Here is a 13,123-nt window from a genome sequence, read left to right as displayed (position 1 = left end):
GGGCGCCCTTCACGACGACCAGGGCCCGCAGACCGCCCTGCTGCAGGCGCACCGCGCACTCCAGGCCGACCGGGCCGGCCCCCACGACGATCACATCCAGGCTGCCGCTACTCCGCTGCTTGCGATCCACGGCTGCGGCTGCGCTCGATGCTCTGCAGGGCCAGGTAGTCCTTGCCGAAGCGGGTCAGGTTGTCCATCTCGTTGTCGTACTGATCGTAGTGGCGCTCCTCGTCGGCCACCAGTTCCTCGAAGAGCTGCTTGCTCATCGCATCGGCGTTCTGGGCGCACTCGTTGGCCCAGCGGTTGTAATCCAGGGCGCTCTGCTCCTCCATGGCAGCCGCCAGCTCCAGCATCTTCTTGACGTCGGTCTCGGTCTTGACCGGATCGGCGACCGTCATCTCGACATCGCCCTTCAGGAACAGGATGCGCTCGGCCAGCTTCTCGACGTGCACCATCTCGTCGATCGCCGTGCGCTTGAAGAGCTGCGCCAGCAGATCATAGCCCTGGTCGTCCAGATGGAAGTGCCAGTACATGTACTGATGGACCGCGCTCAGCTCGTCGGCGACGGCCTTGTTCAACAGGACGATACTCTTCTCGTGCTTGGCCATGGTCGGCACCTTTCCTTCCGCATGACTTCGTAGATCGGTGGTTGTTGCAGGAATCGTAGCCTCTCGGCAGGCCCGAGGCAACCTGGTCCCGCGAGCCGTGGCGGCACAGGAGCCTTTTCCGGGTCCAGGGATGTCACATCGTGGCCTAGTGACGGGCAGTTGATCTTCATGAAGATCAGGCCGAGACGGCTTGCGATGTACTCCATGAGAGTGGTCTTGCCGTAGCCCGGCGGCGAAATCATGATCAGGAGGCCCATCAGGTCGGTGCGTCGGTCGTCACCCACCGTGCCCATCTGTTTGGCCAGGTTATCACCCACCAGCGGAAGGTAGACTTGCGAGATCAGCTTGTTTCGGACGAACGAGGTCAGGGGTCTTGCCGTGAATTCCTCGACACGTAGCCGGTCTTTCTGTTCTTCCAGGATGTCGTGGCGCACCTTCTGGAGCGCTTCCCAGCGGGGCAGGCGATCATTGATGTGACGTCGTAGCCTTGTCTCGAATTCATCAAGCGCGAGGGACAGGCTCTGATTCTCCAATCGTTCATGCCGGCCCAGAAGACCCTCGATCGCAAACGTCAGCTCTACAGCCCTCGGCTCGAACCGAGTGTCTTCGGACTGGGTATCGGCGATCAACATGATCGCGGCTTCGGGTGCAAAATGAACCGCCAGATCGTTGCCGGTCTGGCGGGCAAACGCGGCGAGCCAGGCAAGGGCAGTGTGCCAAAGGCCTTGGGCACTGCCCTTCGATTGCTGAAGGACCTGATCGAGCGCGGGCTGGTGATCCTGTTCAGCGATGTACTGCTGAAAGCGGGCATGAAGATCGTGCCCCGTCGTGGACACCTCCACGGTTCCCGGTGTGGTTGCCAGGGTCTGACACAGGTAATCCGCTGCTTGCTCGATCGCCCAATCCTCGAACCCCAGATGATTCCGCTCCGAAAAATCGCTCATATCCCTGCGGAGTATTGCCTGGACTCGCTGCATGAGGTCAGATGCTCGCATGAGTGACTGCAGTACACCCGCACTCGTGCACTCCGCGGTTTTGTGGTTGCGGTAGGTTACGTCCTGCAGGAACCAGAACAGCAGGGCCGCACCACGTACAACCGGCGCAAAGCGGAGCAGCCCTGCCTCGGCTTTGGCCGGGGCCAGTCTTTCGACGATCCTGGCAGCGTCGTGGTCGTGGATACCTTTTTCGTATCCGTCCCGGTATCGGGGCCCGGAAAACTGGCGCACCGCCTCATCCAGGTTTTTTCGGTCAGAAAAGTCCGGGCTCTGGATCTTCCCGGTTTCGACGGCTTCCATGAACCGGTAGGCAAGGTATTCGCCTTTATACACGTCCGGAGCCTCTGAGGGTGCGTGGAGGTCCCAGCAATCATCCAGCTGGTTCAGTCTTGGATCCCGTACTGTCTCGAAAAACTGTGTGCCTGAGATGTGCAGGCGCAGCCCCTCGTGCTGGGGCACCAGCGTCAGAGCCGGTTCTTGCTGGTTAACGGAGAAACGGTGACGGGGCCCCAACCTGATCACTGATCCACCGTCCTCGTACATGTCGGCCTTGTCGCGGACCGACCGCTGCGCATTGTCCTGCGCGGCTTTCAGTTGGCCTTCCAGATCGTCTGCCTCGAGAGGCGCGTCCAGTTCCCGCAATCGCCCCGCCAGGTCACGGACCTTGGCAACCATGGCATCGCCGGCAAAAAAAGTATGCACCTGTTGAACGTCGGCGAACTGGTCGGTTCGTTTGGTCAGGCTGTTGAGGATACGCTGGCCGGCATCCTTGAGTGAGGAAGCCTTTCGTTGTCGTTCCTGGGTGAGTTGTTGACGACGGGCTTCAATGGTTTCCTGAGTGGTTTCCCGTTGCTCGATCAGTGTGGACAGGAACTCGTCGTATTCACCGAACTGACTCTCGATCTCCTGCAACTGATTGAGCATCCTCGCCAGCAAATCATCACACTCTGAGGGAGCGCTGACGGTATGAACCCCATTGGCCAGGCTTTGCTCAAAGAGCCGCAACTTGGACGCGAACTGAACCCTGGCCTCCTCCAGGCCACAGTCGTTCAGCTTTATTTCCGCCCGGGAACGGTACTGGTTCACCCGGGAATAGAGTGAGGAAAGGTTGTCGGCGATGGCTGCCTGTTGTTCGGTGTCGCCGGTTGCCAGGGAGGACAACAGTTCCTGAACAAAATCCAGCCCGGCAGTGATCTCCTGGTAGTCATGGACCAGTTCTTTGAGTTTGCGCCGATCGTCGGATTCCTCAACCTGCTGGCGCAGTGTCTCAACCTGTTCGGTATATCTGGCCAGGGCCTCGGGCCGTGCGAGGAAATCGAGTGTCCGGTCGGCGAGCTTGTCCACTGCGCTTGCCGCACGGTCATCGAGGCCATCGAGTCGGGCCCGGTCGATGTAACGGCGTTCGGAGAGCGATCGAATCAGCCCGCGGTGATCCTGCAGCTTTTTCAGATGGGTCACGAACTGATGCGGTTCCCGCCATGATTCGGGGCGGGTTTCCTGTATGAGTAGCGAGAGCGTCTTTTCAGCATCGGTTAACGAATGGTTGGATTGTTCCCGAACAACCTCAACTTTCTCGTATTCGTCGATTACCAGTTCGGCGGTGGAGCGAACCTTGTGAAGAGCTGAATTGATTCCCGAAAAATAGGGTTCATGCAGCCAGAAACGCTGGTCGAGCAGTTTGTCGATACGTTTGATCAGGGTATCGAAGTGCCGAACGGCCGCTTCTTCCATGTCAGCCAGATTTACCACTGAGTACAGGTCGGCAACGCCACTGACGAGCTCTGGATTACCGATGCGCCCAAGCTCGGAATCATCGGACGTTGTCTTATCCGCGTAGTTTGCCTGTGATTCAAACGGCGTTTGCCACAGCCGGATAGGGTGGACCTGAGAGGGCTTGTCATCAGCGGTAAAGACTGCCAGTTCCCCGGTGTCGAACAGAGCGTAGCCGTGTCCGGTGATCGGCGGTGCAGTGGTGCGGGAAATCAGGTTGTAGCGAATCAGGGTGACTGCACCGGACTCGGGCGCGTAGAAGATTATGAGCACGTCCTCGCCGTTGGGCGCTTCCACCATCCGCTTGAATCGGAGCCCTTCGGGCACGTCGACAGTCTTGAGATCGTCGCTGAAGAGATAGATACCTCCCGGGAAGACGATTCCGTGGTCCTCGGGTAACGACCGTACCGAGCCGGCGAGGGCATCCAGACGATGCAGCGACTTCTCCATCGGGTTGAACACGTAGTACCGGGTGACCGGTTCGTTGTAGGGACGGATGCGGACCAGATAGATGTCACCCCGTCTTGCATACTCAAACGTTCCGTCACTGAGCGATTGGGTGGTGGCCTCGACGGGGTCTTCGAAGATCCCTTCCCCGGTGGTTGTGTTGTTCTCCACTTTGAACGTGATTGCTCCGCCGGTGTTGTCGACGAACAGTCGGTCTTCGATGGAGTAATGTGGGGAGACACCCTGGATCACGTTCTCCCTGGTCAACCGGATCCAGTCGAAGTCGAACCGTTCAGGCAAACGGAAGTCCTCGGCCCCCCGGTCATCGATGTAGGACCGGACCGAGCCATCGTTATTCAGGGCCCAACGGAATATCTTGAGGTGATCGCCCCGGTCACCGACCTGAAAAACCATCAGCAGGCGGCCATCGCTTGCGACCAGTTGGATGAGTTTCGCCTCCTTATGGAAGCGGTGCAGGGAGGCGAAGTCCTTCTCAAATCTCTCTTCCTGCAGGAACGAACCATCGATACTGGACTGTGTGATTTCCCATCCGCCGTTTTCCGCCTCAAGGCGGTAGAGGCTGAAGATATCCCCGAGTTCAACGGTCTGCTTCAGTCCATGCTCGGTATTGAAACCGAATAGCAGAAACTCACCGACCCGAACAACATCCCGTGCGACGCAGTTATGTGGTGTTCTGGCTCGGACCCGGCCCAGAACCTCCATGCTTGAGGCTCCGAATTTCGCCTCTCGCTGCTCGTTGAGAGACTTCACTGCGTCCCGCAGAGAGTTGGAATTGTCGGTCAACCGCTTTTTCAGTGTGGCAAAAGTGCCACCTTCCCGGACGATAGCCTCGGTGGTCAGGGTTTCTGCAGATCCCATCACTTACTGTCCTTGCTTGATTCAATCTGGCTTTGGAACCGGTAGGGCGACTCACGCCCTACCGCGAGGGTGATGCTTAGTCACGGGTATCGGCAGATTCGCTGTCCGATGCGATTTTCCCTCTGCTTCCTCCATTCATGATTTTTTCCATGATGCTGCTGACAAAAGGCGTCATGCTGCTGGCGTTTTTCATGAAATGGTCTGCGGCACGTCCGTAACCGATGCCCTGGGCAACCTTGTTGAAGACGTCGCCATCGCCACCGATGAATTCGAGTTTGGCGTTGGCCAATGCATCGCCCATCGCTTTGGCCTGGGCCTCGCTGATACGGACGTTGGCCTCGATACGGGAAAGGGTTTCTTCCTTGTGGATGTCGAGATTACGGTTCATTACCTCAAACTCACGGCTGGACTCGTCCATGCGCTCGTAAGCCTCGGCTTTCTTGGTAATTCCCTCGGCCTCCGCTTCGGCCATCTTAAGTGCAGCTGCGGCCTTGGCGTTACCCAGTTCCTCTTCACCCTTGGCGCGTGCCAGCAGCATATCTTCTTCATTCTTCGCCCGGGCTTCACCTTCCTGCCGCTCGGCTTTTGCAGCTTCGGCGCGGGCATAAGCATCCGCTTCGGCCTCTTTGCGCGAGGCAGCTGCATTGGCTTCGCGGATCTGGGCCTGGGCGAGGCCGTGGGAGGCTGCCTTGGCTTTCTCGCCCTCGGCCAACTCGATCATTGCGGCCTTGCGCAACTGGGCAGACTCCTGCTCGGCCTTGGCACCTTCAACCTGTTCAACACGCCCTTCCTCGGCTTTTGCTTCCGCCGCAATAACCACGGTTTCTTTGTTTCTTCTGGCCTCTTCGCGGTTCCGCATTGTGAGGATGTTTTCCTCCTCTTCAGCGACCCGTGACTCCACCTGAATCCGCTCGGCCTGAATGTCGGCAATTTCCTTCTGTTTGACCTCCAGAACCTTGTCTTTCTCGATCCGCTCTTCCTCGACCCGGCGCTCACGATTGATGTGTTCGAGTTCCGTGGCTGACTGGATAGCGACTTCTTCAACGGCAATGGCTTTTTCCCGGGCCTTCGCCGCTAACTGCTTCTCACGCTCACGCTCTTCTTCGGCAATGTCGATGGCCTTCTGCGCCTCGGTTTTGGCCAGTTCGGATTGTTGACGTTGCTCTTCGTGCGCCTTGTTTTTGCGAGCGGTTTCCCTGGAATCGATCTCGGCGATCTCGCGATTGGTCCGGGCCTCGGTTTCGGACTGGGCCTTACGGAGAGCTTCCTTTTGCTCAAATGCTGTGGTGTCGCGCTCGGCGATGGCCACTTCGGCGTCGCGCTCAAGGTTGTTCGTTGCCACCCGGTTACGTTCAGTTATTTCCTTGATCCGCTTGATACCATCCGAATCCATGATGTTATAGGGATCAAGCTGGTCGACCGGGGTTTGCTCAAGGTAGTCAATGGCGACGTCTTCCAGGACATAACCGTTCAGGTCATCGCCAATGAGCTTGACGATTTCCTGGCGGAACTCCTGACGTTTTTCGAAGAGTTCGACGAAATTGAATTTCTTGCCGACGGTCTTCAGCGCCTCGGAAAATTTCGCATTGAACAGCTCATCGACCGCCCCTTTATCTGAGGCTCGGGCGACACCGACGGATTTGGCGACGCGGAGGACGTCGTTCGGGGTTTCATTGACACGCAGGTACAGGCCGAGAGAGATGTCGGCGCGATAGTTGTCCTTGCAGATCAGACCATTTTTCCCCCGGCGGTCGATTTGCAGTGGAATGACGCTGATGCGCATTCTCTCCGCCCGGTGAATGACCGGTAGAACCATGGCCCCGGTGAAATGCACCCCGGGAGTTTTGGCCAGGGTGTTCACGATCAGGGCTTCGCCCTGGTCAACCTTGCGGTAGAACGCTTTGAACAACAGCAGAATGCCCAGCAATGCGACGAATGCCACACCGATGAACATCATCACCGGCAGAATCCACTCCAACATTGATTACTCCTTTTCTTGGTGATTACCGGGTTACACCGGTGATGAAGTCGGCCTCGGGAATTACCTGATAGGCCTTGAGCTCGCGGTGGTACTTGATCACCACAGCTTTTTCGCCAGGCTGGATGGATTGGTTGCTCCGGGCCTGGAGGCGCACATGGGCGCCATTGACGAAACAGTCGATCTGGCCTGCATCCCCGGAAATGGCGTAGACCGCGGTTCCCGTGATACCGAGGACATCCCGACGGCAGGCTTTTGTTGATTTGAACAGTCCTTTTACCGGCTTGATCAGCAGCGCGCCCAGCTTCGTGCCGGTTACGAGGGAAACAATAAAAAGAAGGGTGCCTGCGATCAGGGATAGCAGCCCGGGAGACAGGTTGGTCAATAGCAGCAGGTCTCCAAAGTAGGACACCATCCATCCGCTCAGGCTGAATGCAGTCAGTACCAATGGCAGAGGAACCCCGGTCAGACCGAGGGTAGCCATCAGGCCGGCCAGTCCACTGCCCGCCGCTTCGGTCAGATCCAGATCAATGTCAAAAACATCAAAGTCGGCGATACCGACGATGGCGACAACCCAGTACAACAGGCTGAACAACAGCAGGGCCGTCCACAGAAGGGTAGGGAAACCAAATGCAATCTGAAGAAACGTATTCATGGGTGCAGAGACCTTTTTTTTATCCATGAAACAACACGCATCTGAGGACAGCGACCGACTCCTTGCTGTAAGGATCTCATAGTATGTTTATTGAATTCAGTAACACACATTGGTTTTTGAGGGCCGAAAATCCATCATCGGGCACTATATGGTTATCAGAACACTATTAAATTTGGTCAATTTTCACAAAAAAAATTTCCTGCCGTGAGAGGAAAGACGCAAAAAATTCTACAAATGGACGGATCCTTTCGACTCCCTGTCCAACAATGTGGTAGGCCGGCTTCCAACCAATTGCAATACCTGAAGAAAATGGATAGCTTGAATTCCTGATTAACAATAGGCTGTAAGCGCCGCTACTTTAACCCCGTTGTATAGGAGCTGTCGCATGGACGACCTCACGCACCACACCAAACTGCATTCACCGGAACTTGCTGACCTGCCAGTGGATGAGAAGAAGGAAAAACTGCCGGGTTTTCAAAGCAAGGCTGCTAAGGTGGTCGAACGACTGGTTGCAATAGGAGAGCGGGACCTCAGTGAAAAAAGGGAAGTGGTGCTTGAGGTTGAAAGCCTGGGTAAAGATGCGGAATACAAACTGTCCAAGGCAAGCGCCCTACTCAAACGCCCCGTGCACGAATTGGCTCAGGCCGCCGAGGACGGCAGTGATGTCGACCAGGCTCTACTGTCGCTCCAGGGGAAGGTACGTGAGGTAAACCCTAATGAAGTTGATTTCTCAATGGGCTTCCTCCGTCGCCTCTTATCCAGATTGCCGTTCGTCGGCACTCCCGTGTCGCGCTGGGCCGCCAGATATCAGTCTGTGAGTCGGGTTATCGAGGATATTGCAAACTCTCTTCGTCTGGGAATGCAACAACTCTCTCAGGATAATATTGATCTGGCAACAGATCGTGACCGAATGCGCGAACTCACCTTCGAGCTCGAAGATTATGTAGCTTTTGGCCAACTCCTCGATGCCCAGATCGTGGCGCAGATTGAAAAAGAGACGGATGAGAGTAAAAGAAAGTTCCTCGAAGAGGAGATTCTGTTTGCGCTACGCCAGAGGATCATGGACCTGCAGCAGCGTCTTGCGGTAAATCAGCAAGGCGTTCAGTCTGCTGATCTACTGATCAGCAACAATAAGGAACTGATTCGCGGGATTAAAAGGGCTCTGGATGTCACAATCGAAGCTCTTGCCATTGCTTCAAATATTGCGATGGGCCTCCAGCGGCAGAAAAGACAGCTGGAAGCGCTCAATGCTTCGAATGAAACAGCATCCGAGCTTTTGTATCAGACATCCCAAAGGCTGCAGGAACAAGGCGTTGAGATTCACAAACAGGCCTCTCAGGCGTCGCTGGATATGGAGAAACTCAAGGCTACGTTTGCAAACAGTCTTGCCGCGTGGGACGCGATCAATAGTTTCCGTCGCGAAGCCCTGCCTAGTATGAAGCAGACCATCACGGAACTCGAAAGCCTCTCCGAGCAGCAGTCGCGGCTCACCGAGAAAATGGAGCGCGGTCGCCAGATGCGGCATCAGTTTACAGGCATGCTTTCCTTGGAATCAGGAGAGACCGATGCCAAATAGGCACCGAACGTCTTTAAAGCATTATAGAGTCCGAAGCCGGGTGGTTGTTGTGAGCCGCTGGCCGCCAGTTGACTCGGGTCACGATGTGGATTCCCACCGTAAATTGACAAAGAAGCCTGAGAGTTTCAGATGAAAGACTTCCTGAAAGAACATAGATTTATTCTCGCTGAGGCTGCGGTCATAGAAAGGCTCCGTCGCAACGAAAGGATAGATTTAGACGGAAATTTAGTGCACACCCCCTTGATTTATAGTGAGGAAGGTAGATCGGCGTTACGGAGCTTGTATCAGGAGTATCTGGGCATCGCCGCGGCTACTGATCGACCGATACTACTTTGTACACCTACTTGGCGGGCAAACCAGGAAAGAGTCGAAGCCTCAAAGCAGCAACAGGACATCAACGTTGAAGCCGCAAAGTTCCTGAAAGGACTGGTTGCCGACGAATCCAGGAAAGTAACCGTTAAAATCGGTGGTCTGATTGGCTGTAAGAACGATTGCTATCTACCCGACGAAGGGTTGTCTCTTAATGAAGCGAGGGACTTCCACAGATGGCAGATCAATGAACTCGCAAGCGTAGCGGTTGATTTTCTGATTGCAGTCACGTTGCCTTCTGTAGAGGAGGCAGCTGGAATTGCTCTGGCAATGGAAGAAACAGGTGTGCCTTACATCATAAGCTTTGTGATCGGCTCCGATGGGAGGGTACTAGATGGAACGGAGATTCAGGCGGCAATTGAATATGTGGATTCGAAAACCACGGATAATCCGATCGGTTATTTTATTAATTGTTCTTACCCATCATTTTTGAATCCAAGCACATTGACTAAAGAGTTATCTGGCCGGCTAATTGGTATACAGGCAAACGCATCTTCTCTTAGCCATTCTGAGCTAGAGGGTTCTAAAGAGCTTAAATCCGAATCCATTTCGGAATGGGGCGGACTCATGGTCCAATTGAATAGAGATTTTGGAATAAAAATACTGGGCGGTTGTTGTGGTACTGATGGCAAGCACCTTGAGTACCTAACAGAGAACGTTATCTAGTGTCTCCCTGTGCGAAACTGCCAGTCAAACCTGCTCCGCTTCCACATCATCGCTGTTAAACCAAAATAAAGGGACATGTATAGCGCAAAGTGCCACTCAATAACGTTTTCGGCTTGATCGGCCCAGCTGACGCCTGTGGCTTTGATGACAACGTTGGAGATGCCCAGGCACCAATAGAGCACCATTAATAGGAACTGCAGCTTCAGGTATCGACGGATTTTTGTGTCCAGTTCACCGGATTTTTGTTGGAGGCTTCGAATGCTGATCATTTGAGCCAGAACGGTGAGGGCAAAATAGAACGTCGTACCGTAGCGGCGAAGAAATCGGTAGAAGTCGCCTTCGGTGCCGAGAAAGTCCACGTAGAGAATCAGGAATACCGCTCCGATAGCTCCGCAAATAAAGGTCGCAGGATGAGGCTGTTGTGTGACTAGCTTTAACCAGGCGCTTTGTAAATACCAGAATAAAACCAGTAAAGCCGCCACAGGCATCATCAAGCCGCGAAACAGAAAGATTGCATTTCCCTCACGAGCCGCACGGCTGATTGACGTACACCCCTCAAAATAAGGCATGCATTCGTTTGCCACACCTTCCCACAACCCGAATAAAAACGACCCATGAGCTGCGATGACAGGTACTAAGCAAACACTCCAGGCGATGTGGTGGGGATGCATCGGAGGCTCCAGACGCTATCCGTTTCAGTTATCAGGACTTTATAATAATCATGAGGTGACAAGGCCAGTCAAAGGGAAAGGGGTATCACCCGAACCTTTCCACGCAGCCGATCGACCGTTTCTCTGTCGAACAGCTCGGTCCCGGGCTGCATCACTGTCGCCGCACTGCAGGCGATTCCCTCACGCAACACATCCTGTTCTGATGCGCCCTGTGCCAAGAGCGCTACCATACCGGCCACCATCGAATCACCGGCCCCGACGGTGGAGATCACCCGGACCGAGGGCGCTTCTGCCTTCAGGACACGCGATGGTGTTACCAGCAACGCCCCCTCCGCGCCAAGGGAGACGCAGACCCAGGTCACGCCTCGCTCCTGCAGCTGGCGTGCTTTCCGAACGATATCCCGCTGATCCTTCAGGGCCTGACGGACCAGGGTCTCCAATTCGAAGCGGTTGGGCTTGATCAGGAAGGGTTCGGCTTCGATCGCGTGTCGCAGCAGCTCATCGTGGGAATCGACGACTGCACGCCCCCCGGCCCCCTGGACGCGGCGCACCGCTTCAGCGTAGAGATTCTGCGGAAGGCTTCGTTGTAGCGAGCCGGTGATTACGCCCAGTCCCTTACCCCCATGGGTCACGAACCGGTCTAGCAAATGTTGCCATTGTGGGGTGGACACTGCGGGGCCGACACCGCTGACCTCAAACTGGGCTCCGGTGACACTCTCGAGAATGGTGCCATTGACCCGGGTTTCGCCATCCACCTCCAGATAGCTGGCCTGGTCCAGCTGCTCATCGAGCTGATGGCGCAGGAAGCGACCGATTTCGCCAGCGACGACACAGAAAGTGCAGGCTTGCACCCCAAGGCGTTTGAGACCGCGGCCAACATTGATCCCGTTACCGCCGGGGTCGTACCGGGAATCCGAGGCATGTACCTTCTGGTCAGCAATCAGCTGAGGGATTTGATAGGTGATATCAACGGCCGGATTCAGGCTTAAAACGGACACTGGAAGTTGTCTGGATGTGTTGGCCATCAAGTGCTCCTGTTTGGCGCCCTCGATCGTCCCCTGCGAGGAACTATCCTGTTATGGATATTGGTGCATGCCAGTCTAAACATCCAATTCATTATTAAATTGAGCGAATCCGAATGAGCAGGAACGCTCAGGCGCTGCGTCCTTCCGCACTCTATACTGAACTACAGTTCAGAAATGTGAAGCTGTGCAAGGGCCGGGCTCCGGGGCCTCTCCCGGGCCGGGTGAACAGGCAAAGGAGGTTTCATGACGACTGTTTTCGAGCTCGCCGATGATTTGGGGCCGGCGAAAGTCCTTCATGTCCATGTCCCGAAAGTGGGGCTGAAAGGCATCCTTGTCGTGGATAATGTGGCGGCGGGGCCATCCATCGGCGGGGTGCGCATGGCACCGGATGTGTCTCTTTTCGAGTGTGCCCGCCTGGCACGCGCCATGACTCTTAAGAATGCCATGGCCGGTTTGGCCCATGGGGGCGGCAAATCCGTGATCTTTGCCGATCCGAAAATGCCGGCATCCGAGAAGGAGGAGCTGATTCGGGCTTTTGCCACTGCCATTGGATCGGAGACCCAGTACATTGCGGGGCCGGATATGGGCACGAACGAACAATGCATGGCCTGGGTCCACGATGAGATTGGCCGCTCCGTGGGCCTGCCAAGAGAGTTGGGTGGTATTCCACTGGATCAATTGGGAGCCACCGGCTGGGGCCTGGCTCACGCGGTCAAGGCGGCACTGCCGTTCTGTGACCTGGACCTTAAGGGCGCACGGGTTGCCGTCCAGGGGTTCGGCTCGGTTGGCTATCATGCCGCCCGGTTCCTGGCTGCTGACGGCGCGGCGATTGTCGCTGCGTCGGATTCAAGGGGGACCATTTACCGGCCGGAGGGCCTGGATCTGGATGTGCTCTTCCGGCTGAAAGCCGGGGGCAAATCCGTGAGGGAATGTCCTGATGGCGAGGCCAGCGGTCCGGACGAGATCATTGATGTCGAGTGTGATATCTGGATTCCCGCCGCACGGCCGGATGTGGTGACCGAACAGAATGTGGACCGCCTGCGAACCCGCCTGGTTGCCGAGGGTGCGAATATCCCGCTGACAAGCGGAGCCGAGGAGCGTCTGTATCAGCGCGGTATACTCGTGCTGCCCGATTTCGTGGCTAATGCCGGGGGGGTGATCTGTGCCGCGATGGAGTATCACGGTGCCACCCAAACAGCGGCCTTCGATGCCATCGCCGAAAAGCTGACCCATAACACCACCCAGGTGTTGCAGGCTGCCACGGAGGAACGGTCACTGCCGCGCACTGCTGCGGTGAAGATCGCAAAAGAGCGGGTTCGTAGGGCAATGGCCTCGCGCCGCTGGGGCGGTATGGTCTAGGGAGCCTCTGATTAACTCCGAACCGCCTCTGCAAGCCACAGGTGATCCGGAGTTAATCAGAGGCTCCCTGAACAGAGTTTCTGTCGTAAGCCTTCACCGTCAAAGTGATTTTCCGGTAAAGTCGG

At 56.0% G+C, this 13,123-nt stretch carries 9 protein-coding genes; 3 read left to right on the top strand and 6 right to left on the bottom strand.

What is annotated here, in order from left to right; all coding sequences use genetic code 11:
• Positions 1–107: 107 nt before the first annotated feature.
• The 4 genes from R6W86_RS16665 to R6W86_RS16650 form a co-directional block, all read right to left on the bottom strand.
• Positions 108–608, bottom strand: a complete 501-nt coding sequence (locus R6W86_RS16665; RefSeq protein WP_410330475.1) for a ferritin-like domain-containing protein — start codon at positions 606–608, stop codon at positions 108–110.
• Positions 575–4,699 carry a DNA repair ATPase gene (locus tag R6W86_RS16660; RefSeq protein WP_410330478.1) on the bottom strand — a complete coding sequence of 1,375 codons (4,125 nt, stop codon included), beginning with the start codon at positions 4,697–4,699 and terminating at the stop codon, positions 575–577. Before R6W86_RS16660 ends, R6W86_RS16665 begins: the two co-directional genes overlap by 34 nt.
• 76 nt (positions 4,700–4,775) lie before the next feature.
• On the bottom strand, positions 4,776–6,680 hold the full coding sequence (locus R6W86_RS16655; protein ID WP_410330473.1) for a flotillin family protein: 1,905 nt from the start codon (positions 6,678–6,680) through the stop codon (positions 4,776–4,778).
• Between the two features lie 22 nt (positions 6,681–6,702).
• Positions 6,703–7,332 carry a hypothetical protein gene (locus R6W86_RS16650; protein ID WP_410330472.1) on the bottom strand — a complete coding sequence of 210 codons (630 nt, stop codon included), beginning with the start codon at positions 7,330–7,332 and terminating at the stop codon, positions 6,703–6,705.
• A 385-nt stretch (positions 7,333–7,717) separates the two neighbouring features.
• Between R6W86_RS16650 and R6W86_RS16645 the strand changes: the two genes are divergently transcribed.
• Entirely contained in the window at positions 7,718–8,908 is a 1,191-nt protein-coding gene (locus tag R6W86_RS16645) for a toxic anion resistance protein (protein ID WP_410330471.1), read from the top strand.
• A 129-nt stretch (positions 8,909–9,037) separates the two neighbouring features.
• Positions 9,038–9,943, top strand: a complete 906-nt coding sequence (locus R6W86_RS16640; protein ID WP_410330470.1) for a homocysteine S-methyltransferase family protein — start codon at positions 9,038–9,040, stop codon at positions 9,941–9,943.
• Here the strand turns inward: R6W86_RS16640 and R6W86_RS16635 are convergent.
• Positions 9,940–10,614, bottom strand: a complete 675-nt coding sequence (locus R6W86_RS16635; protein ID WP_410330469.1) for a hypothetical protein — start codon at positions 10,612–10,614, stop codon at positions 9,940–9,942. The genes R6W86_RS16640 and R6W86_RS16635 overlap by 4 nt on opposite strands.
• Positions 10,615–10,682: 68 nt before the next feature.
• Positions 10,683–11,639: a 1-phosphofructokinase family hexose kinase gene (locus R6W86_RS16630; protein ID WP_410330467.1), complete on the bottom strand. Its 957-nt coding sequence runs from the start codon at positions 11,637–11,639 to the stop codon at positions 10,683–10,685.
• Positions 11,640–11,882: 243 nt separating this feature from the next.
• On the opposite strand from R6W86_RS16630, the gene R6W86_RS16625 reads away from it, so the two are divergent.
• The gene (locus tag R6W86_RS16625) at positions 11,883–12,998 is read left to right on the top strand and encodes a Glu/Leu/Phe/Val family dehydrogenase (protein ID WP_410330466.1); all 1,116 of its coding nucleotides are present in this window, start codon (positions 11,883–11,885) and stop codon (positions 12,996–12,998) included.
• Positions 12,999–13,123: the final 125 nt, after the last annotated feature.

It is taken from the genome of Marinobacter sp. (assembly GCF_046484525.1).
Classification (GTDB): Bacteria; Pseudomonadota; Gammaproteobacteria; order Pseudomonadales; family Oleiphilaceae; genus Marinobacter.
Note: the sequence above shows the minus strand (reverse complement) of the source record. Positions and strands in the feature narration are given on the sequence as shown.

What these genes read in the sequence shown, in the direction of transcription:
- R6W86_RS16665 (WP_410330475.1), bottom strand. Translation starts at nt 608, where the DNA reads ATGGCCAAGCACGAGAAGAGTATCGTCCTGTTGAACAAGGCCGTCGCC.
- R6W86_RS16660 (WP_410330478.1), bottom strand. Translation starts at nt 4,699, where the DNA reads ATGGGATCTGCAGAAACCCTGACCACCGAGGCTATCGTCCGGGAAGGT.
- R6W86_RS16655 (WP_410330473.1), bottom strand. Translation starts at nt 6,680, where the DNA reads ATGTTGGAGTGGATTCTGCCGGTGATGATGTTCATCGGTGTGGCATTC.
- R6W86_RS16650 (WP_410330472.1), bottom strand. Translation starts at nt 7,332, where the DNA reads ATGAATACGTTTCTTCAGATTGCATTTGGTTTCCCTACCCTTCTGTGG.
- R6W86_RS16645 (WP_410330471.1), top strand. Translation starts at nt 7,718, where the DNA reads ATGGACGACCTCACGCACCACACCAAACTGCATTCACCGGAACTTGCT.
- R6W86_RS16640 (WP_410330470.1), top strand. Translation starts at nt 9,038, where the DNA reads ATGAAAGACTTCCTGAAAGAACATAGATTTATTCTCGCTGAGGCTGCG.
- R6W86_RS16635 (WP_410330469.1), bottom strand. Translation starts at nt 10,614, where the DNA reads ATGCATCCCCACCACATCGCCTGGAGTGTTTGCTTAGTACCTGTCATC.
- R6W86_RS16630 (WP_410330467.1), bottom strand. Translation starts at nt 11,639, where the DNA reads ATGGCCAACACATCCAGACAACTTCCAGTGTCCGTTTTAAGCCTGAAT.
- R6W86_RS16625 (WP_410330466.1), top strand. Translation starts at nt 11,883, where the DNA reads ATGACGACTGTTTTCGAGCTCGCCGATGATTTGGGGCCGGCGAAAGTC.